This window comes from Blautia sp. BIOML-A1, assembly GCF_009883055.1.
Taxonomy (GTDB): Bacteria; Bacillota; Clostridia; order Lachnospirales; family Lachnospiraceae; genus Blautia_A.
The window spans coordinates 37,133-59,750 of record NZ_WWVR01000015.1 but is presented as its reverse complement, the minus strand read 5'-3'; the positions used below and the strand labels follow the sequence as shown (position 1 = coordinate 59,750).

At 44.0% G+C, this 22,618-nt stretch carries 19 protein-coding genes and 1 riboswitch; of the genes, 15 read left to right on the top strand and 4 right to left on the bottom strand.

What is annotated here, in order from left to right:
* Nucleotides 1-65: 65 nt before the first annotated feature.
* From GT674_RS08855 to GT674_RS08845, 3 genes are all read right to left on the bottom strand, one after another.
* Nucleotides 66-860: an ABC transporter ATP-binding protein gene (locus tag GT674_RS08855; protein ID WP_161285345.1), complete on the bottom strand. Its 795-nt coding sequence runs from the start codon at nt 858-860 to the stop codon at nt 66-68.
* Complete coding sequence (locus GT674_RS08850; RefSeq protein ID WP_161285344.1) at nt 860-1,780, bottom strand: ABC transporter permease; 921 nt, start codon at nt 1,778-1,780, stop codon at nt 860-862. The genes GT674_RS08855 and GT674_RS08850 overlap by 1 nt, the downstream gene beginning before the upstream one ends.
* Nucleotides 1,781-1,873: 93 nt before the next feature.
* Nucleotides 1,874-2,953, bottom strand: a complete 1,080-nt coding sequence (locus GT674_RS08845) for an ABC transporter substrate-binding protein (protein WP_161285343.1) — start codon at nt 2,951-2,953, stop codon at nt 1,874-1,876.
* A 342-nt stretch (nt 2,954-3,295) separates the two neighbouring features.
* On the opposite strand from GT674_RS08845, the gene GT674_RS08840 reads away from it, so the two are divergent.
* The 14 genes from GT674_RS08840 to GT674_RS08775 all read left to right on the top strand — a co-directional run bounded on the left by GT674_RS08840 (nt 3,296) and on the right by GT674_RS08775 (nt 18,674).
* Nucleotides 3,296-4,447, top strand: coding sequence for a BMP family ABC transporter substrate-binding protein (locus GT674_RS08840; protein WP_373090333.1), 1,152 nt, complete (start codon nt 3,296-3,298; stop codon nt 4,445-4,447).
* Between the two features lie 174 nt (nt 4,448-4,621).
* Complete coding sequence (locus tag GT674_RS08835) at nt 4,622-6,160, top strand: ABC transporter ATP-binding protein (protein WP_161285341.1); 1,539 nt, start codon at nt 4,622-4,624, stop codon at nt 6,158-6,160.
* Nucleotides 6,153-7,232, top strand: coding sequence for an ABC transporter permease (locus GT674_RS08830; protein WP_161285340.1), 1,080 nt, complete (start codon nt 6,153-6,155; stop codon nt 7,230-7,232). The genes GT674_RS08835 and GT674_RS08830 overlap by 8 nt, the downstream gene beginning before the upstream one ends.
* A 12-nt stretch (nt 7,233-7,244) precedes the next feature.
* Nucleotides 7,245-8,225 (top strand): ABC transporter permease, encoded by a 981-nt coding sequence (locus GT674_RS08825; protein ID WP_161285339.1) that lies wholly within the window; start codon nt 7,245-7,247, stop codon nt 8,223-8,225.
* Between the two features lie 101 nt (nt 8,226-8,326).
* Nucleotides 8,327-8,479: riboswitch (FMN riboswitch) on the top strand.
* Nucleotides 8,480-8,581: 102 nt separating this feature from the next.
* The gene (locus GT674_RS08820; RefSeq protein WP_161285338.1) at nt 8,582-9,217 is read left to right on the top strand and encodes an ECF transporter S component; all 636 of its coding nucleotides are present in this window, start codon (nt 8,582-8,584) and stop codon (nt 9,215-9,217) included.
* 87 nt (nt 9,218-9,304) lie between these two features.
* Nucleotides 9,305-9,910 carry an NUDIX hydrolase gene (locus GT674_RS08815; protein WP_161285337.1) on the top strand — a complete coding sequence of 202 codons (606 nt, stop codon included), beginning with the start codon at nt 9,305-9,307 and terminating at the stop codon, nt 9,908-9,910.
* Between the two features lie 381 nt (nt 9,911-10,291).
* Nucleotides 10,292-12,460, top strand: coding sequence for a PTS transporter subunit IIABC (locus tag GT674_RS08810; protein WP_161285336.1), 2,169 nt, complete (start codon nt 10,292-10,294; stop codon nt 12,458-12,460).
* A gap of 27 nt (nt 12,461-12,487) precedes the next feature.
* Nucleotides 12,488-13,324 carry a PRD domain-containing protein gene (locus tag GT674_RS08805; RefSeq protein WP_161285335.1) on the top strand — a complete coding sequence of 279 codons (837 nt, stop codon included), beginning with the start codon at nt 12,488-12,490 and terminating at the stop codon, nt 13,322-13,324.
* A 48-nt stretch (nt 13,325-13,372) separates the two neighbouring features.
* Nucleotides 13,373-13,630, top strand: coding sequence for an HPr family phosphocarrier protein (locus tag GT674_RS08800; RefSeq protein ID WP_161285334.1), 258 nt, complete (start codon nt 13,373-13,375; stop codon nt 13,628-13,630).
* Between the two features lie 56 nt (nt 13,631-13,686).
* A complete protein-coding gene (ptsP, locus tag GT674_RS08795) occupies nt 13,687-15,318 on the top strand; it encodes a phosphoenolpyruvate--protein phosphotransferase (protein ID WP_161285333.1) in 1,632 nt (543 codons plus the stop codon).
* A gap of 299 nt (nt 15,319-15,617) precedes the next feature.
* On the top strand, nt 15,618-16,040 hold the full coding sequence (locus GT674_RS08790) for a Fur family transcriptional regulator (protein WP_161285332.1): 423 nt from the start codon (nt 15,618-15,620) through the stop codon (nt 16,038-16,040).
* A gap of 54 nt (nt 16,041-16,094) precedes the next feature.
* Complete coding sequence (locus GT674_RS08785; protein WP_161285331.1) at nt 16,095-17,090, top strand: metal ABC transporter substrate-binding protein; 996 nt, start codon at nt 16,095-16,097, stop codon at nt 17,088-17,090.
* A 35-nt stretch (nt 17,091-17,125) separates the two neighbouring features.
* Nucleotides 17,126-17,836: a metal ABC transporter ATP-binding protein gene (locus GT674_RS08780; protein WP_161285330.1), complete on the top strand. Its 711-nt coding sequence runs from the start codon at nt 17,126-17,128 to the stop codon at nt 17,834-17,836.
* Between the two features lies 1 nt (nt 17,837).
* The gene (locus GT674_RS08775) at nt 17,838-18,674 is read left to right on the top strand and encodes a metal ABC transporter permease (RefSeq protein ID WP_161285329.1); all 837 of its coding nucleotides are present in this window, start codon (nt 17,838-17,840) and stop codon (nt 18,672-18,674) included.
* On the opposite strand, the gene GT674_RS08770 is transcribed toward GT674_RS08775, so the two are convergent.
* Entirely contained in the window at nt 18,675-19,196 is a 522-nt protein-coding gene (locus tag GT674_RS08770) for a hypothetical protein (RefSeq protein ID WP_161285328.1), read from the bottom strand.
* Nucleotides 19,197-19,461: 265 nt separating this feature from the next.
* Here GT674_RS08770 and GT674_RS08765 point away from each other — a divergent pair, with 265 nt between their 5' ends.
* A complete protein-coding gene (locus tag GT674_RS08765) occupies nt 19,462-22,611 on the top strand; it encodes an ATP-binding protein (RefSeq protein ID WP_161285327.1) in 3,150 nt (1,049 codons plus the stop codon).
* Nucleotides 22,612-22,618 lie beyond the last annotated feature (7 nt).

Here is a 22,618-nt window from a genome sequence, read left to right as displayed (position 1 = left end):
ATGGTGGTTGAGAAAACAAAAACGCTGCAGGGATATAATCCCTGCAGCGTTTTTGTTCAGTTTTATCAACTCAGCAGAGCAGAGTCATTGCTGAATTCCTGGCCGCTGGCCTTTTCAAACTGATCGAGGAGGTCTCTTACGGTCAGTTTTTTCTTTTCTTCACCCTGAATGTCGAGGATGATTCTGCCTTCCATCATCATGATCAGACGATTTCCATGAATGATCGCATCCTGCATATTGTGTGTGATCATCATGGTCGTCAGGTGATCTCTGTTTACGATCATTTCTGTGATTTCAAGAACCTTGGCTGCAGTCTTAGGATCAAGAGCAGCGGTATGTTCATCCAGAAGCAGAAGCTTTGGTTTCTGGAGCGTAGCCATCAAAAGTGTCAGAGCCTGTCTTTGTCCACCGGAAAGAAGTCCGACCTTGGAGGTGAGGCGATCCTCAAGTCCAAGACCAAGAATCTTAAGCAGTTCTTTGTATTCCTGGCGTTCTGCCTTGGTGATACCCGGTTTCAGAAGACGGGTTTTGCCACGGCGCTTTGCGAGTGCAAGGTTTTCTTCGATACCCATAGTAGCGGCAGTGCCAGTCATAGGATCCTGGAAAACACGTCCAAGATAGGTGGCACGTTTATGTTCAGATAATTTGGTGACATCGATTCCGTCAATAAGGATCTGGCCTTCATCGACCATCCAGGTACCTGCGACCGCATTTAACATGGTGGATTTACCGGCACCGTTTCCGCCGATGACGGTAACAAAATCACCTTCATTCAAAGTGAGGTTCAGACCGTTCAGAGCTACCTTTTCATTGATAGTTCCCGGATTAAAGGTTTTGTAAATGTTTTTCAGCTCAAGCATCAGTTGTTACCTCCACGTTTTGTAGGTTTTGCGAAATATTTTGCTTTCCAGTAAGGAACTGCAAGGAAGACTGCTACGACAAGTGCAGACAGCATCTTCAGAAGGTCAGTATCGATTCCAAGCCAGATAACAGTCTGGAGTACCAGATAATAAAGGATGGAACCAAAAGCAACACTCAGAAGACGAAGTGCAAAGTTGTGGAAAATTTTTCCAAAGATCGCCTCACCGATGATAACAGCGGCAAGACCGATAACGATCGCACCACGTCCCATATTGACATCGGCAAATCCCTGATACTGTGCAAGGAGTGCACTGGAAAGTGCAACCAGTCCGTTAGAGAGCATCAGTCCGAGTACTTTACATACATCTGTGTTGATGCCCTGTGCACGGGACATATTTGGATTACATCCGGTAGCACGCAGAGAGCATCCAAGTTCTGTTCCGAAGAACCAGTAAAGAATCACGATCAGAACAACAATAAAAACAGCTACAATAAGGATCGTGTTCTGGTGGATCGGAACGTTTTTTACATTTCGAAGGGAAACCAGAAGATCGTATTTGTTTCCGTTGACAGCCTGATTGGCCTTGCCCATGATCTTGAGGTTGGCTGAGTAGAGACCAAGCTGTGTAAGGATTCCGGCGAGGATGGCCGGGATTCCCATAAATGTGTGGAAGATTCCTGTTGCAAGGCCGGCAAGCATTCCGGCACCTGTTGCGGCAAGCATGGATACCCAGATGTTATGACCGCTCATCAGCATCATAACACAGACAGCACCTCCGGTACACATGGTACCATCGACGGTAAGGTCTGCGATATCGAGAATACGGAAAGTAAGGTAAACACCGATTGCCATGATTCCCCATATCAGACCCTGGGCAGCAGCACCCGGAAGTGCGTTGATTAAGCTCATAATGTTCATTTTCTTTGTTCCTCCTGATGAACACAGAAAGCGAGAAAGGATGATCCTTTCCCGCTGTCTGTATAAATTTGTTGTTATTATTAGTTGTCAGACTTATTCGGCTTCTTCAGTTGTTGTGTCGTCGGCAGAATCTGCATTGGCCTCGTCAGCTGCTGTATCATCGGCTGCTTCTTCTGTTGTTTCTTCAGCAGCGTCATCCTCTGCACCGATTGCTACATAATCATCCGGAACGGTGATTCCGAGCTCTTCACAGATTTCAGGATTGTATTCTTTGGTGAACTGAGGTGCATATTCGATCGGCATTGTGGAAATGTCTTCTCCGTCAACAAGGACTTTCAGAGCCATTTTACCGGTAGCAACACCAAGGTCATAGTAGTTGATGGAAAGAGTAGCAACACCACATCCTTCGCAGATACCTTCCTCACCGGCAATTACCGGAACCTTCTCCGGAAGGCAGATATTGTTGATGATCTCTGTGTTGGAAGCAACTGTGTTGTCTGTAGGTACATAGATTACATCACTCTCGGAGGCTGCTGTTGTAGCTACGGAAGAGAGATCGTTGGAATCAGAGAATGCATAGTAGGTGCAGGTGTATCCCAATTTCTCAAGAGCAGCCTTAACGGTATCTACCTGATACTGTGAGTTTGCCTCAGCAGAGCAGTAGATAAGTCCTACGTTCTTGGCATCCGGGAACAGCTCATTGAGCATTGCTGCCTGATCTTCCAGTGGAGCGAGGTCAGAGGTACCGGAAATATTTCCGCCTACAGTTCCGTCAAAATCATCAATATCCAGTGCAACACCGTATTCTGTAACAGCTGTACCGAGGATCGGGATGTCTGTTGTGCCGGCAGCTGCTGCCTGAAGAGCAGGAGTTGCATTTGCAAGAATCAGGTCTACATTGTCAGAAACAAAGGCTGTAACGATAGTAGAACAGGTGTTGGAATCGCCCTGAGCATTCTGCTCGTCAAAAGTTACTTTGTCGCCAAGTTCTTCTGTGATGGCATCCTTAAATCCCTGAGTTGCTGCATCCAATGCTTCGTGCTGTACAAGCTGACAGATACCGATATTGTAAGTTTTGTCGTCTGCTTTATCATCTGCAGCAAGCACGCTGACACTGCCCATGCCAGCTGTCATTGTAGCGGAAAGAACAACTGCTAAAATCTGCTTTTTCATTTTACTTCCTCCTGAAATACATGATATCGAATTACTTTTTTAAGAGTATAACGCTTCAACGCGTAAAAGTCAAGAAGTAAAAAAGAATTCTGCAGAACATCGGGGCGATATTTAATAAGGAAATCATACATTTTTTGCAAAAAAAATTAGTTTGTCGAAAAGAAAATTTGATTTAGCCCAAATTTATTGACAATTTGAAATATCTTATTGTATATTAAAGATACTTGCAAGGAGGCGTAACAATTATGTTGTGCCTCTTTTGTTCGGTAGTTGGAAACAGCATGAGAAGAAATGGAGGAAAGAAGAATGAAAAAAGCATTGGCAATTGGTCTTGCAGCAGCAATGACAGTTTCTATGTCTGCCTCTGTATACGCAGGCGAAGAAGGCGGAGCAGGAGTTGCAAAGGAAGATCTTAAGGTTGGCATTATTTACATCGGCGATGAAAATGAAGGCTATACAGCCGCTCATATGAAAGGTATCGATGAGATGCAGGAAGAGCTTGGTCTTGATGATTCTCAGATCATTGAGAAGACTCTGATCGGTGAAGACGAGGGATGTTACGATGCAGCAGCAGACCTGGCAGACCAGGGATGTCAGATTGTATTCGCAAACAGCTTTGGCCATGAAACTTATATTCTGGAAGCAGCAGGAGAGTATCCGGAGGTTCAGTTCTGCCACGCAACAGGAACTCAGGCAGCATCCAGCGGACTTTCCAATATGCATAACTATTTCACAAATATCTATGAAGCACGTTATGTATCCGGTGTTGTGGCTGGTCTGAAACTCAATGAGATGATCGAAGACGGAACAATCAAAGAAGACGCAGCTAAGATGGGATATGTTGGTGCGTTCCCATACGCAGAGGTTATTTCTGGATATACTTCCTTCTATCTTGGCGCTAAGAGCGTATGCCCGTCCGTGACAATGGAAGTAAAATATACCAACAGCTGGGCAAGCTTTGACCTCGAAAAAGAATGTGCAGATGCTCTGATCTCTGACGGATGTGTACTGATCAGCCAGCATGCAGATACAACAGGTGCTCCTACAGCATGTGAGACAGCAGGTGTTCCTTGTGTCGGATACAATATTGATATGACTTCTGTAGCACCGGATGCAGCACTTACTTCTGCATCAATGGACTGGGGCGTATATTACAAATATGCAGTACAGTGCATCCTTGACGGTACAGCAATCGATACAGACTGGTGCAAGGGATTTGCAGACGGCGCAGACAAGATCACACCACTCAATGACAAGGTTGTAGCAGAGGGAACTGAAGAAAAGGTTAAAGAAGTAGAAGATGCTCTCATTGATGGTTCTCTCCATGTGTTTGATACTTCTACATTTACAGTAGATGGCAAAGAGCTTACTACTTATAAGAAAGATGGCAGTGATACAGAATACATTTCTGACGGATACTTCCATGAATCAGAATACGGTTCTGCACCGGCATTTGACATTGCAATTGATGGAATCACATCTATTACACAGTAATTGTAAATAATCAGGCAGAGCTGCCTGTCAGCAGCTCTGCCTTTTCTTTCATTATGTGTGCAAAGGAAGTCTGCAGTGGCAGGTTTCTTTTGCTGTATTATGGAATGATCGCAGATTCCATAATCCACAAGCATAAAGAAATTCTTATGTTTAGATAAAAGGAGGGGGAGGAAAGTGGGAGAAAATTACGCACTTGAACTCAGAGATATATCCAAAAGCTTTGGCTCTGTCAAAGCGAATGATCAGGTAAATCTCACACTGAGAAAATCAGAGATTCTGGCGATTCTTGGAGAGAACGGAAGTGGCAAGACAACTCTGATGAATATGATATATGGAATTTATTATCCGGACGAAGGTCATATTTTTGTAGATGGTAAGGAAGTAAAGATACGTTCACCAAAGGATTCCTTTAATCTTGGAATCGGTATGGTGCATCAGCATTTTAAACTGGTTGATGTTCTGACAGCAGCAGAGAATATTGTTCTTGGACTTCCGGGTAAGGCAAAGCTGAATATGAAGCAGATCACAGCCGATATTCAGAAGCTTGTCAATAAATATGGCTTTGATCTTGATCTGAACCAGAAAATTTATGAGATGTCTGTTTCTCAGAAGCAGACAGTGGAGATCATCAAAATGCTGTACCGCGGCGCACGGATCCTGATTCTGGATGAGCCTACAGCAGTTCTGACACCACAGGAGGCAGACCGTTTATTTGACATTCTGAGAAATATGAGAGATGACGGATGTTCCATTATCATCATCACTCATAAATTACAGGAGGTTCTTTCTCTTTCTGACCGTGTAGCAATACTGCGTAAGGGCAGATATATTGATACTGTAGAAACTGCATCTGCCAATGTACAGAGTCTTTCTGAGATGATGGTAGGGGCCAAGGTAGATCTCAATATCGAACGTCCGAAGCCGGAAAATGTTAAGAAACGTCTGGTGATCCAGGGTGTAAACTGTGTCGACAAAGACGGAGTCAAGACACTTGACGATGTGGATCTGACTGTAAATACAGGGGAAATTCTTGGTATTGCAGGTATTTCCGGAAGCGGTCAGAAAGAACTCCTTGAAGCGATCGCCGGTCTTCAGGGCGTACAGAGTGGATCGATCAAACTTCTTCTGGATGAAGGAAAGGATATGGAACTGTCTGAAATGGATTCTATTGCAATCAATGAGGCAGGTATCAGCCTTGCATTTGTCCCGGAGGATCGTATCGGTATGGGGCTTGTAGGCGATATGGACATGACAGACAACATGATGATCCGGAGTTACCGCAGTGGAAAGGGACCTTTCCTGGAGCGCAAGAAGCCAAGAGAACTGGCACAGAAGATCAAAGAAAAGCTTGAAGTCATGACACCAAGCATTTCTGCTCCGGTACGTCAGATGTCCGGTGGTAATGTACAGAAAGTTCTGGTAGGAAGAGAAATCGCACAGAGTCCTAAGGTGCTTCTGGTAGCATTTCCGACACGAGGTGTCGATGTAAATACCTCACATGTTATCTACGGGCTTCTGAATGAACAGAAACAAAAAGGGGTGGCAGTTGTCTGTGTTATTGAGGATCTGGACGTTGTTCTGGAACTCTGTGACAGGATTGCAGTCCTCTGCGGCGGCAAAGTCAGCGGTGTGGTTGATGGAAGATCTGCCACCAAGGAAGGAATCGGACTTCTTATGACGAAACACGAAAAAGGAGGGGCTGTAAATGAGTAAAGAACCTTTCTTACAGATATCCAAGAGAAGAAACGGAATGAAATGGCAGGAAAGACTTGGTGTCCGCTTTATCGCACTGATATTGTCACTGATCGTATGCGGAGCGGTGATCGTTGCACTTGTCAAAATGAATCCTGTTGATGTATACAGAGCAATCTGGGATGGTGCAATGGGAACAGAACGCCGTATGTGGATGACGATCCGTGATACAATGGTGCTTCTGTGCATAGCAATTGGACTTGCTCCGGCATTTAAGATGAAATTCTGGAACATCGGTGCAGAAGGTCAGATTCTGATCGGAGGTGCATGTTCTGCTGCTGTCATGATCTATGCAGGGGACAAGATGTCACCGGTACTTCTTCTTATTGTAATGCTTATTGCAAGTATACTGGGTGGTATGATCTGGGGAATGATCCCGTCAGTATTCAAGGCATACTGGAACACAAATGAAACTCTGTTCACTCTGATGCTCAATTATGTGGCAATGCAGGTTGTTACATACTGTATCGTATTCTGGGAGAATCCGAAAGGATCCAATACCGTTGGTATTATCAATCAGGCAACCCAGACAGGATGGCTTCCGCAGCTGTTCGGGCAGAAATATGGATGGAATGTTGTGATCGTGCTGATCCTTACAGTAGGAATGTTTGTCTATCTTAAATACTGCAAACAGGGATTTGAGATCGCGGTTGTCGGTGAAAGTGAGAATACTGCACGATATGCGGGAATCCATGTCAAGAGAGTTATCATCCGTACCATGGCAATCTCCGGTGCAATCTGTGGTATTGCAGGATTTGTTATTGTAAGTGGTGCGAGCCATACAATTTCCACTGCAACAGCAGGAGGACGTGGATTTACAGCAATCATTGTTGCATGGCTTTCTAAATTCAATACATTTATTATGATCGCGGTATCCTTCGGTATTGTACTGATGCAGCAGGGAGCCGTTCAGATCGCAACACAGTATGGATTGAATGAAAATGCTTCTGATGTACTTCTTGGAATTATTCTGTTTTTCCTGATCGGAGCAGAATTCTTCATTAATTACAAAGTAAAGCGTACAAAGAGATAGGAGGAAGATGCGATGAGTGTACTGATTATTTTTATCCAGAAAGCAATTGTCCAGGGCATCTGTATTCTGTATGGTGCGCTTGGTGAGATTATGACAGAGAAGACAGGAAACCTGAATCTTGGTATTCCTGGAATCATGTATATGGGTGGTATTTCCGGACTGATGGGTGCTTTTCTCTATGAGAAAGACAATCCGGATCCGAATGTCTTTATAGGAGTGCTGATTTCATTTGTCTGTGCTTTTGCCTGTGCTATGCTTGGTGGTCTGATCTACAGTATCCTGACGATCACACTTCGAGTAAACCAGAATGTTACAGGTCTTGCACTGACAATCTTTGGTACTGGATTTGGTAACTTCTTTGGAGGTTCCATCTCCAAACTTGCAGGTGGTGTAGGCCAGATTTCCGTTAAGGTTACAGGAAGCGGCTATACGGCAAAAATTCCGGGACTTTCCCAAATTCCGGTGATCGGACCGATGCTCTTTAATTATGGATTTATGACTTATCTCTGCATTATTGTTGCCGTAGTTCTTTCTTTTTTCCTGTTTAAGACAAGAATGGGACTGAACCTTCGTGCGATCGGAGAGAATCCGGGAACAGCAGATGCAGCAGGTATCAATGTCATTAAATACAAATATCTCTCCACCTGCATCGGAGCAGGTCTTGCAGGACTGGGTGGTCTGTATTTCGTAATGGAATATTCAGGCGGAACCTGGACAGACAATGGATTTGGAGACCGTGGATGGCTTGCAGTGGCACTGGTTATTTTCGCACTGTGGAAACCACTGAATGCAATCTGGGGAGCATTTCTCTTCGGAGCACTTTATATCCTGTATCTGTATATTCCGGGACTTGGAAGAAGCATGCAGGAGGTATTTAAGGCTCTGCCGTATGTTGTAACGATCATTGTGCTTGTGTTCACCAGTTTCCGAAAGAAGAAGGAGCACCAGCCGCCGGCCGCGCTGGGAGTGCCGTACTTCAGAGAAGAAAGATAACGGCTCACAGGTAATAACCCGTGAGATACCCGGTTTTATGCCATATAATTTTTATATTGCGTTGAAGGTAAATTGGTTGTATAATAGTTTTCAGATAAAAGAAAATTCTTCGGGGCAGGGTGACTGGAACTTCATAAGAAGTCAGAATTCCCTACCGGCGGTATAGTCCGCGACCCGCGTAATGCGGCTGATCTGGTGACCGATACATCGGAATTCCAGAACCGACAGTAAAGTCTGGATGAGAGAAGAACACGATTAATTCATACGTGCTCATTACCCCCGGAAGGAATCTTTCGGGGGATTTTTACGCGGAATTTTCTTTTAAAATAAAAGAACATTCAAAAGGAGAGACAAGTATGAGTGAACAGGTTTTAAGAAATGGAAATGTAATGGAACGAAGCCGTACCAGGACGATCACACAGATTGCAATGCTGGGTGCGGTTGCAGGTGTATTGATGAACTTTGAATTTCCGCTCCCATTCCTGGCACCATCCTTCTATCAGCTGGACTTCTCTGAGATTCCGGTACTGGTAGGAGCTTTTGCGATGGGACCTGTGGCGGGTGCAGTGATCGAACTGGTCAAGATCCTGGTACATCTTGTAACAAAAGGAACCATGACCGCAGGTGTTGGTGATCTGGCAAACTTTATTTTCGGATGCACCTTCGTAATACCGGCAGGCATTATTTACAGACTTCATAATGTAAAGAGCCGTAAGCATGCAGTTATGGGTATGGCAGTTGGTACAGTTCTGACAACAATAGCAGCGTGCCTGATGAATGCGTTTGTTCTGCTTCCGGCATATGGCAAGGCTTTTGGTATGCCGATCGAAGCTTTTATTGAAATGGGTGCTGCAGTCAACCATTCTGTCAACAGTCTGCTGGGATTTGTGGCACTGATCATTGTACCGTTTAACTTATTCAAATACATTCTGGTATCTGTGATCGTATTCTTTATTTACAAACGAATCCGTGTAGTTCTCAAAGGTGACTGATTCTGACTTCTCAGATAACAGAAACCAATCCAGAGAGCACACAAATATATTGCACGGTGATCTCGTGCGGGAAAGAAGGTTCTCTCAATGGGAAAAATTCATGATGTACAAAAACTTACAGACAACCGTTTTGTTAATCTTTATCATGTAGATGCAACCAGTGTACACAACACCCCAGTATCCTACTATGTGGCTTCCAGGGCGAAGGACATCCCGTCCCTCAAGCTCAGGACAGGACGCAATGATCCGGATGGCGTGATCATCTACAGTATTTACGGAGAAAAGAAAGACAGGGTCGTGCTGATTCGTCAGTATCGTTATGCACTGGGTGGATATATCTATGAATTCCCGGCAGGTCTTGTAGAGCCAAATGAAGATTTCCATGAGGGAGCTGTCCGTGAGATGTATGAGGAGACTGGACTTAAGCTGGAACCTCTGAAGGTGGATACGGCATATGAGAAACCATATTTTACTACAATTGGCATGACCGATGAATCCTGTGCGACTGTCTACGGATATGCCAGCGGTGAGATCAGTAAGGATGCACAGGAAGATACGGAAGAAATCGAGGTTGTTCTTGCAGACCGTGATGAGGTCAGAAGAATTCTTAAAGAAGAAAATGTTGCCATCATGTGTGCTTACATGTTGATGCACTTTCTCAATGATGAGGAACCATTTGCGTTTCTGAATTAGTTGTACCATTAATTGTAACTGTTCACAGGTAATATCCCGCGAGGTGTTTTGCCATGAATATGGCAAAATCCCGAGACATACGGGGCAAAATGCTATCACCGAAGGTGATTTGGAATGCATTTTGACCAAGTTACTGTGAACGGAGTGAACAGTAACCATTAATTAAATAAAATATCGGGTTGACAAATTCTCTGTGACCGTGTTATATTTTGATTGGTTGTAGTGTGTAACTCGATTTAGGAGGCATTAACTATACATAACAAGGAGTGTTTATGTGTATTAGTGCCTTTTTTTTGTACAAAAATACTGCACATACACATACTTACTCCCTGAAAATACATTTAGGGATGTGCGAAACGCACAGGAAAAGGAGTATGTGAAATGAAGGACAAGATTTTCAGTGTTCTGCAGCGAGTGGGACGAAGCTTTATGCTCCCTATCGCAATCCTTCCGGTAGCCGGTCTTCTTCTCGGAATCGGAAGTTCCTTTACCAATGCAACTACAATTGAAACCTATCATTTAACCAGCATCCTCGGTGAGGGAACCGTTCTGAATGCCCTCCTGATGATCATGAACAAAGTCGGAAGTGCAGTCTTTGATAACCTGCCTCTGATCTTTGCGGTAGGTGTTGCGATTGGTATGGCAAAAAAAGAAAAAGAAGTTTCCGCGTTATCAGCAGTTATCGCGTATTTTGTAATGAATACTGCGATCAATGCGATGCTGACGATCACAGGACAGATTCTCGACAATGGAGAGATTGCAGAGTCTGTGCTGGAGGGAACCATCACTTCTGTATGTGGTATCCAGTCTTTGCAGATGGGTGTATTTGGCGGTATCATCGTAGGACTTGGTGTGGCAGCACTTCACAATAAGTTCTACAGGATCCAGCTTCCGAATGCACTGTCATTCTTCGGCGGTACAAGATTTGTGCCGATCATTTCCACGATTGTTTATATGTTTGTGGGAATTCTTCTTTATTTTGTATGGCCGGTTGTCCAGAATGGAATTTATGCGCTTGGCGGACTGGTAACAGGTTCCGGGTATGTGGGAACTCTGATCTTTGGTCTTATTAAGAGAGCACTGATCCCATTCGGTCTGCACCATGTATTCTATATGCCTTTCTGGCAGACAGCCGTAGGCGGTACGATGGAAGTTGCCGGACAGATGGTTCAGGGCGGACAGAATATTTTCTTTGCACAGCTTGCAGACTCTGCAAATATTGCACACTTCAGTGCTGATGCAACCAGATATTTTTCAGGTGAGTTTATTTTTATGATCTTTGGTCTTCCAGGAGCAGCACTTGCCATGTATCAGTGTGCAAAACCTGAGAAGAAAAAAGCTGCTGGTGGACTTCTTCTCTCCGCAGCACTTGCATGTATGGCAACAGGTATTACGGAACCGCTGGAATTCTCCTTCTTGTTTGTGGCTCCTGCACTGTTTGCGGTACAGGTAGTTCTTGCAGGTTCAGCTTATATGATCGCACATATGCTGAATATTGCAGTAGGACTTACATTTTCAGGCGGACTGCTTGACTTCTTCCTGTTTGGTATCCTTCAGGGAAATGCCAAAACAAGCTGGATGCGAGTGATCCCGGTTGGTATTATTTACTTCTTTTTATATTATTTTATTTTCAAATTTATGATCAGGAAGTTTAATTTCAAAACTCCGGGTCGTGAGGATGATGACACAGAAACAAAGCTTTATACAAAGGCGGATGTAAATGCCCGCAGAGAGGCAGCTCAGGCAGAGACAGTAACTTCTGATGATGCCACAAGCGAGGCAATTACAAGAGGTCTTGGCGGTAAGAAAAATATCAGTGATGTGGATTGCTGTGCAACCAGACTTCGTTGTACAGTCAAAGATGCTTCCAGAGTAAATGACGGAATTCTTAAGGCAACGGGAGCATCCGGTGTGGTACACAAGGGACAGGGTGTTCAGGTTATTTACGGACCGAATGTCACTGTGATCAAGTCTAACCTTGAAGATTATCTGGAAACAGCTTCGGATACCTATGCAGAGACAGAAGACACAGAGGCTGTTCAGGATACAGCAGTTCAGACACAGGAAGCAGAAGAACAGAAGGTTGTCGAGAGAATCGTAATTTCCAGTCCGATAACAGGAGTGGCAGCAGACCTCTCGACTGCACCGGATGAAGCTTTTGCGCAGAAGATGATGGGTGATGGTGCTGTTGTAACACCGGAGGATCCGTTTGTACGTGCTCCGGAGGATGGTGAAGTCGCATTTGTCTTTGATACAAAACATGCCATTGGATTTATAACAGATTCAGGAATCAGTCTGTTGATCCATGTGGGAATCGATACTGTAAAACTGAATGGCGGGGGATTTGAAGCACTGGTAGAGAGCGGACAGACAGTTAAGAAGGGGGATCCGATGCTGAAGCTGGATCTGGAATACCTGAAGGCAAATGCACCTTCTGTCACTTCCCCGGTTCTTTGTACAGAACTGGAGGACAATCAGCGAATCCATCTGCTGCATGAGGGTCAGATCAAAGCCGGAGAGCCTTTGTTTGAGATAGAGGTCCTTCAGTAAAAAAGACCCTGGATGGGGATGAAACGGATGATATACAGGATAGCAAAATTATTAAATCATAATTCTTTTATTGGAATCGAATCAGGCGCAAAGCAGGAATGCCTGATCATGGGAAAGGGAATTGCTTTTGGCAAAAAAATAGGGCAGACGATAGAGGTTCCGCAGGATGCCAGGATTTATTCACTCAAAGAACTGACAGACCGTGGAGATGCCAGAGAAATTATCAACTCAGTTTCACCGGTATGTCTGGAACTTGCCAATGAAATCCTCAGGGAGGCTGAGGCAGAATTTGGCGATATCGATCGTTCGATTCTTTTTCCAATAGCGGATCATCTTGATTTTGCTATCCGCCGTCTTCAGAGGGGAGAGCAGATCAGCAATCCACTGACGGAGGACATCCGTATCCTGTTTTATAAAGAATACAAAGTGGCCGGCTGCATAGCACCTATGCTGAAAGAAAAATTTCAGATAGAGCTTGATGAACATGAAACAGGATATATCGCCCTCCACGTTCATTCGGCCATTGTAGATGAGAAGGTTTCACAGGCCATGGAGATCGCCCGAACCGTCAGAGAATGCATTTCTCTTGTAGAGAAAGAAACAGGAAATTCCATCGATGTGATGTCACTGGCATATAACCGTCTGATGAACCATGTACGTTACATGGTGGCAAGAGCGATTCATGGAGAGAAACTCAAGATGAATCTGAATGACTATATGTCTGTGAAATTTCCTGAGGCTTTTCATGCATCTGAGAGAATCTGCCACGAGATGGAGAAGCGTCTGGGACTTCCGATGCCGGATATTGAGATCGGTTATCTGGCAATGCATCTGGAGCGAATGCTGGACAGTGAGACAGAATAAAAATATATACCATAAAACAAAGATATAAAAAGAAGAGGAGAAATTAAAATGAAAACATTCGAGTACACAATCAAAGACGAACTGGGAATCCACGCAAGACCGGCAGGACTTCTTGTAAAAGAAGCAAAGAAATATGAGTCAGAGTGCACGATCACAAAAGATGGCAAGACAAAGAAACTTACACAGCTTATGATGCTTATGTCCCTTGGAGTAAAACAGGGCGAAACTGTAACTGTAACAGCTGAAGGTGCTGATGAAGATACTGCAATTGAAGGACTGAAAGCGTTCTTTGAAGCAAATCTGTAATCAGATATATAGAAAAACCTATGGTGTAACAGAACAGCAGTCAGGAGGAAGTAAGTATGCAGTGTTTTCAGGGGAAATCTGTTTATAAAGGAATTGCAATGGGACCGATCGTGGTTCTTAAGAAAAATGATTACCAGGTCAAAAGAACCAGGATTGAAGATCCAGAGGCAGAAGTAAAGCGTGTGGATACTGCCCTGGAGAAATCAAAGGAGCAGCTTCAGAAATTATATGACAAGGCAGTAAGAGAAGTTGGTGAAGCCAGTGCAGCCATTTTTGAAGTACATCAGATGATGCTTGAGGATGATGATTATCTGGAAGCAATCCAGAATACGATCCGCACAGAACAGGTCAACGCAGAATACGCTGTGGCAACCACAGGCGATAACTTTGCAGCGATGTTCGCATCTATGGATGATGATTACATGAAAGCACGTTCTGCAGATATCAAAGATATTTCCGAACGTCTTGTACGCAACCTGAGCGGACAGGAGGATGCGGATCTGAGTTCTATTGAACCGTCTGTCATTGTTGCAGATGACTTAAGTCCGAGCGAAACCGTACAGATGGACAAGGATAAGATCCTTGCATTTGTGACTGTCCATGGTTCAACCAACTCCCATACCGCGATCCTTGCCCGTATGATGAACATTCCGGCTCTGATCGGCGTACCGATGGAGCTTGAAGAACTTAAAACTGGTATGACAGCAGTTGTAGATGGATTTGCAGGAACAGTTACCTTTGATCCGGACGAAGACACAAAAACAGAAACTGAGCAGAAAATGAAAGAAGAGGCAGAGAAGCTCAGACTTCTTCAGGAACTGAAAGGCAAAGAAAACGTGACCTTAGATGGCCATAAGATCAACATTTATGCAAATATCGGAAGCGTTGGAGATATTGGTTATGTTCTCGAAAATGATGCCGGTGGAATCGGCCTTTTCAGAAGTGAATTTCTTTATCTTGGAAGGAATGATTTCCCGACAGAGGAAGAACAGTTCCAGGCTTACAAGCAGGCCGTACAGATGATGGCAGGAAAGAAGGTTATCATCCGTACTCTGGATATCGGTGCTGATAAACAGGTGGATTACTTCAACCTAGGCAATGAGGACAACCCGGCACTGGGATATCGTGCGATCCGTATCTGCCTGACACAGAAAGATATTTTCAAAACACAGCTTCGCGCACTTCTCCGTGCAGCTGTTTACGGAAATCTCTCCATCATGTATCCGATGATCACCTCTACAGAGGAAGTTAAGAAAATCTATGAGATCGTAGCTGAGGTAGAGGCAGAACTCAAAGAGCAGGAAATCCAGTACAAGATTCCGGAGCAGGGAATCATGATTGAGACTCCGGCGGCAGCGATCATCAGTGACAGACTTGCTGAAATGGTTGACTTCTTCAGTATCGGTACAAACGATCTGACCCAGTACACGCTTGCCATCGACCGTCAGAATGAAAAACTGGATGAATTCTATAATCCTCATCATGAGGCAATTCTCCGCATGATCCAGATGGTTGTGGACAATGCACATAAATGCGGTAAATGGGCAGGAATCTGCGGCGAACTTGGTGCAGATCCGACACTCACGGAGCAGTTTGTACGCATGGGCGTAGATGAACTTTCAGTAGCTCCATCTATGGTACTTAAACTTCGTAAGATCGTGAGAGAGATGAATAAAGCAGAAAAATAATAAAAAAATATATAATAAACGAAAATGAAAACCGTTTTCATATTGACACATCATCAGATTGTGCTATAATATGAAAACGGTTTTCATTTTGGGTAAAAATATTGAATATAGGTAACTATTCAGAAGGTAGTATCCCGCGAGGCGTTTTGGCATGTTTTTTGCCAAAATCCCGAGACATATAAGGCAAAATGCCATCACCGAAGGTGATTTGGAATGCATTTTGACTCGTAACTGTGAGGGTACTGAACAGTTACGAATATAGATTTATATGCCGGGTATTCCGGCGGAAGGAAGATACTATGGGAAGTAAAGCACCTTATCAGACAAAACAGATGGCACAGTTACTGACTTATCTAAAAACAGTAGAAGGTACGCATGTGACGGTTGCAGATGTCTGTTCTTATTTTAAAGAACAGGGAATTACAATCGGAACGACAACCGTTTACCGTAATCTGGAGAAGATGGTAGAGCAGGGTCTGGTTGCCAAGTATAATGTAGACGGGACAAGCAGTGCCTGCTTTGAATACCTTGGGGCAGAGGAACACTGTCATAAGACCGTCTGTTTTCACTGTAAATGCGAGAAATGTGGAAAACTGATCCATCTCCACTGCGAGGATGTGGTTAAACTGAGACAGCATCTGATGGAGGATCATGGATTCCAGATGGACTCATGCAGGACTGTTTTTTATGGAATCTGTGCGGACTGCAGAGATAAGAAATAGGATGATGATACCTGAAAATAAGAACATAATTATAGAAGGAAGTGAGAAGACAGAATGAAAAAATGGATCGCAGGTATGCTGGCAGTTTTTATGGGGGTGGTAAGCCTCAGTATTCCTTTTGCGGGACTGCACACAGCAGAGGCCGGTGTAAGGGACACGTCGGATAAAAAATTAAAGATTGTAACAACAATCTTTCCGGAATATGACTGGACACGGGCAGTTCTTGGAGAACGGGAAGCAGATGTAGAGCTTACGATGCTTCTGGATAATGGGACAGATCTTCACAGCTTTCAGCCGGCGGTAAAGGATATCATGAAGGTGTCCGGCTGTGATCTTCTGATCTATGTGGGCGGTGAGTCAGATGAATGGATCGAAGATGCACTGAAGTCTGCACAGAATAAAAATATGAAGACGATCAACCTGATGGAAGTCCTCGCGGATTCCATAAAGGAAGAGGAAACTGTTGAGGGTATGCAGGAGAACGAGCACGGACATGAGCATGAAGATGAGAAGGAATATGATGAACATGTCTGGACTTCTCTTCGCAACGCATCCACAGTCTGTGATGCGATTGCGGAAACTCTTACAGAAATGGATCCGGAAAATAAAGATATCTATCAGTCTAACGCAGAGGCTTATCAGAAAAAACTTGCCAATCTGGATGCAGAATATCAAAATACGGTGGAAAATGCGAAACAAAACACACTTCTGTTTGCGGACCGTTTTCCATTTCGTTATCTGACAGACGATTATGGACTTAATTACTATGCCGCTTTTTCCGGCTGTTCGGCAGAATCAGAGGCAAGCTTTAAGACGATTACCTTTCTAGCCAGGAAGATCGATGAACTTGGATTGAACAGTGTATTTACAATTGAAAAATCTGATGACAGGATCGCACAGACAGTAATAGAAAACACGAAGACAAAAGATCAGAATATTCTGGTGCTGAATTCCATGCAGTCGATCACGGCACAGGAGATTGCTGATGGTACGACATATCTTTCTGTGATGAAGGAGAATCTGAAAGTATTAAAGGAAGCACTGAACTGATAAATTTACAACTGTCCATGACAGGAGGGACAATAATGGCACAGATCACATGCAGAAACCTTACCCTGGGATATGATAACCGGGCGATTCAGGAAGATCTTAATTTTTCCATCAGTGCAGGAGATTATCTCTGCATTGTGGGAGAAAACGGATCTGGTAAATCAACATTAATGAAGACACTGCTTCATCTACAGTCGCCAATCAGCGGTACGATTGAGCTGGGAGATGGGCTAAAGAAAAATGAAATTGGATATCTTCCCCAGCAGACGCTGGTACAGAGAGATTTCCCGGCATCAGTGAAAGAGATTGTTCTGTCCGGATGCCAGAGCCGATGCGGGTTTCGACCATTCTACAACAAAGAAGAAAAACGTATTGCAAGGAAGGCAATGGAAAAAATGATGATCCAGGATCTTGCTGATCACTGTTACCGGGAACTTTCTGGTGGACAGCAGCAGAGAGTACTTCTTGCAAGAGCACTTTGTGCGGCACAGAAAATTCTTCTTCTCGATGAGCCGGTATCCGGTCTGGATCCAAGAGTAACTGCAGAGATGTATCAGCTTATCAGAGATTTGAACAAAAAAGACGGAATCACGATTATCATGATTTCACATGATATTGCAGCAGCGATAAAATATGCGACACATATCCTGCATATCGGAGAAAACTGCTTCTTCGGAACCAGGAAGCAATATCTTGAAAGCAGTCTGGGTAAAGCTTTTACCGGACAGGAAGAGGAGGAAGAGTAAAATGTTTGAGACACTTCAGATGTACTTTCAGTATCCATTTGTGCGATATGCACTGATTGTTGGTGTGCTGATAGCACTGTGCTCCTCTCTTTTGGGCGTGACACTGGTATTGAAGAGATTTTCGTTTATCGGGGACGGTCTTTCCCATGTGGCTTTCGGAGCCATGGCGATCGCATCCGTACTGAATGTCACCAACAATATGTTATTCATTCTTCCGGTAACGGTAATCTGTGCGATCTTCCTTCTTCGGGCAGGGCAGAATACGAGAATCAAGGGAGATGCGGCAATTGCCATGATCTCTGTCGGTGCACTGGCAATCGGTTATCTTCTGATGAATTTGTTTTCCACCAGTCCGAATATCTCGGGGGACGTGTGTAGCACTCTGTTTGGTTCTACATCCATTCTGACATTGACCGAGGGCGAGGTCTGGCTGTGTGCGATTCTTTCTGTCGTGGTTGTAGCGGTCTTTATTCTGTTTTATAATAAGATTTTTGCCGTGACCTTTGATGAAAACTTTGCAAAAGCGGCCGGAACCAGGGCAAATGCCTATAATCTTCTGATCGCAGTTGTGATTGCGGTGATCATTGTTCTGGCAATGAACCTGGTAGGGTCGCTTCTGATATCCGCATTGGTGATCTTCCCGGCACTTTCTGCTATGAGATTGTTTAAATCCTTCCGTTCGGTAACGATCAGTGCAGCAGTGATGTCTGTGTTCAGTGCAGCAGGTGGAATCCTGATTTCCATCCTGGCAGGAACTCCGGTCGGATCAACGATCGTGGCTGTTGATATTGCAGTATTTCTGGCGTCCTATGGGATCGGAAGAATTCTCGGGAGATGATCAGATCTCGACGATGATTCCTCTTTCTTTATCGTAGCGGCAGTATTTACCGTTGCCGGAGATAAACGGCTGATAGGTATCGGTACGGGTGTCCTTGATATAGACAATACCGGTAGCTATCATCTGTACGAGGGAAAATCTCTTGCTGATGCTGGAAATCCAGGCGTAAGTCTTATTGTCATCGGAATCTGCCATAAGAAGACTGTAGCCGTCCTCACATGGGGTAAGAGTGTAGTAGATCTTTTCCGGATTGCTTATCTCTTTAAATACCTGACTGGTTATATAGGAAGAGAAATTTGCTTTGACAAATTTCTGGAAGGAGTGAATCGTATAAACTTCTCCGCTGACTTCGTCAGAAATTCTGTCTCCGCGTTCCAGGCGGTTCTTGATCAGGGTAAGGACCTCGATCGTCCAGTTAATAAAGGAAATACTGCTGTAGGTCATGCTTTCCTGAAGCTGATCGATCAGCTTTTTGGATAAAACATTTGATCTGGCGGCTTCATTAAAAAGTTCTTCATTCATAAAATTCACCCTCCTGATAAAGATTTATAAGCTGTTTTATAGCTTTTATTATAAAATGACATTGTGCAAAAAGCAACGAAAACCTATTAGAACAGAATGAAATTTATATAAAATTCACATATTTGGAATTGTGTAAAATCTAACATCGCATGGAATCCGAGGAAACTCAGATTCCATTTTTGTTGCCAAAAGATAAGGAATCAGCTACAATGGATGTAGCGATTAAAAGACTGAAATTTTTTATAAACAACAGGACGGGCATCTGATGAAGAGCACAGAAAAAAAACAGACATACTTTTTACGGGCGGCTATGATGGTTCTTACAACGATACTGATCGTATTATTTTTTATCATTATCTCCCTGGTCAGTAAGATCCAGGGAACAGCCCGTGTTATCAATTATGCAGGACTGGTGCGAGGCGGCACGCAGCTCATGGTCAAGCTGGAAATTTCTCAGGAACCGCAGGATGAGAAATACAGAGAAATCTCAGACTACATCGAGGGCCTGAGGTATGGCAGTGAGGAACTGAATCTTATATGTCTGGAAGATAAGAACTTCCAGAATAAAATGGATGAGCTTGCATGTTATTTTGAGGAAGTGAGAAGTGAACTTCTTCTGGTAAGGGAGAAGGGATACGAAAATACAGAGATTATTCAGAAGAGCGATCAGTTTTTCCAGATCTGTGATGAGGCAGTAGGGGATGCAGAGGTTTATTCACAAAAGAAGGCAACTGCCCTGGACTATCTGGAAAAAGTAGTTTTCGTGGATATTCTGGGTCTTATTCTGATCATTGGCACAGAACTGATCAGAGCATTCCGCTTTGCGGCACAGAACAAAATCCTTCAGAAAAAGGTATATCTGGACGAGGCAACAGGACTTCCGAATAAGAATAAGTGTGAAGAGATCCTTAATGTTCCGGGAATGATCGGAGAGGAAGAACTGGTTGCACTCTGTGTGTTTGACCTGAATAATCTGAGAATCATCAACAATGATATGGGACACGACAGGGGCGATGAATATATTCGCCTGTTTGCGGAACTGCTTCGGGAAGCAGTTCCAAAGGAGTTTTTTACAGGGCGTGACGGAGGAGATGAATTCCTTGTTGTACTTAAAGGAATGGATCATAGCGGAGTCCGGGAATGCCTCCAAAGGATAAGAGATCATGTAGCGGATTACTCTCGAAAGAATCCGCAGCTGCCGATCAGCTATGCGGCAGGTTATGCGTTGTCGAGTGATTTTGACGGCTGCACGATGAAAGATCTATTTCGTTTTGCAGACAAAAATATGTATATCGATAAGAACCAGGCGCGGATGGAAGAAGCGGCCCAGAAGCAGAGAATGGATCGTCGTATTCTCGCAAAGATTACGGAAGAAGGGTATGAATTCTCAAGCTGTATGTATTGTGATGCATTTCTGGACAAATATTATGTGCTGAGAACCGGTTCAAAATTCTTTCTGGCAGACGATGGAAGCTATTCCGGTGCTGTGGAGCAGGTGATTCAGAAGCTTTCTGATGCAGAAACCAGAAAAAATCTCAGAAAGCTGCTTCAGATTGAATATCTGCAAAAGCATCTTACAGAAACAGCAGGAAAACTTGAAATTCCATATCACTATGAGGATAATGAAGGGGTTCACCGCGGCAGAATAACGGTGCTGTATCTTGACGGAACAGAGGATGGAAGGTTGCATCACTTTGTGCTTGGGTTTGAAGCTTTTCAGAATTCGGATGAGAATACAGCTAATGAACAGCAGAGTCTGACGCGTTATTATGAACAACTCCGTCAGTCTATTGTGGAAAACGGCAATTATGCGGAAGCACTTCTGCAGACTGCCCATGCAGTTTATACGGTGGATCTGACAAACGACCGGCTGGAGAAAGTTTTCTTTGACGCAACCGCAGAGGAGATCAAAATCGAAGTTCATACACCTTGTTCTTACACGGAGTATTGTCGTGAGAGGTGTAGTTATGTGACAGACGATACAATAGAAAACTACAGGATTGTGGACTCTTCACAGAAACTGCTCAGACGATTTGAAACCGGCTCCAGGCAGGTGACGGTTGAATATCGTGAAAGTGGTAAGGATGAACCGTCGATCTGGCTTCAGAAAACAGTTCTGATGTCCAGAGATATCGTGTATGATCCAAAGACAGATAAAGAAAGTACTGTTGTTCATGGAATCATTCTGTTTAAGAATACGTCGGAGTTTCATGAGAAAGAAGAGAAAGAAAATGAACGTCTCAAAATAGCAATTGAGGAGGCAGACTCCGAGAACAGAGCCAAGACGGAATTTATGAACCGTATGAGTCATGACATCCGCACACCGATCAACGGTATTATGGGGATGCTTGATATCATTTACAAAAACCGTCAGGATGAGGAAAAAGTAAATGACAGTCTCCATAAGATACAGCTTTCGACAAGCCATCTTCTGGAACTTGTAAATGATGTGCTGGATATGAGCAAGCTGGAAGCAGGAAAGCTTGACACAAAGGAGGAAGCTTTTGACCTTGAGAAACTGATGGATGAAGTAGATGCACTGATGGCGGCACAGCTTACTCAGACCGGAATTGCATATAGGAGACACGAAGAAACGATAAGGCACACAAAGCTCTATGGTACATCTCTGCAGCTTCGAAGGATTATGCTCAACCTTCTGAGCAATGCAGTGAAGTATAATAAAGAAAACGGAACGATCGACACTTATGTACAGGAACTTTCGGATGATGGAGAGATTGCTCTTTTGGAATTTAAAATTGTGGATTCTGGAACAGGAATGAGCAGAGAGTTCATAGAGAATGAACTGTTCAAACCGTTCACGCAGGAAACAAATGATGCCAGAACGAAGTACCGGGGAACCGGACTTGGCATGTCTATTGTAAAGGCACTTATTGACCTGATGGGAGGTACGATCGAGGTAGAAAGTGAGCTGGGAAAGGGAACCGCCTTTATCTTCCGTATACCGTTTAAGATTGATCAGAATATTCATCAGCAGGATGAAATGGAACCACAGGAGCATCCGCAGGAAAGAATGCTCAGAGGAATGAAGATTCTGCTGGCAGAGGACAATGAGATCAATATGGAGATTGCGGAGTTTTATCTGACTGAGCTTGGGACAGAGGTGGATAAGGCATGGAATGGTAAGGAAGCGGTGGAGAAATTTGCCGGATCAGAGCCGGGCAGATATGATGCGATTCTTATGGATGTTATGATGCCGGTCATGGATGGAATAACAGCAGCAAAACATATCCGTAAACTGAAACGTGAGGATGCCGGAAGCGTTCTGATTCTTGCGATAACAGCCCAGGTTTCCGAAGAAAATGCCCGTAAATGTCTGGATGCGGGCATGGACGGATATATTCCGAAACCAATAGATGCCCGGAAACTTGGAATGATGCTTCGGAAGACTTCATGAAAAGATG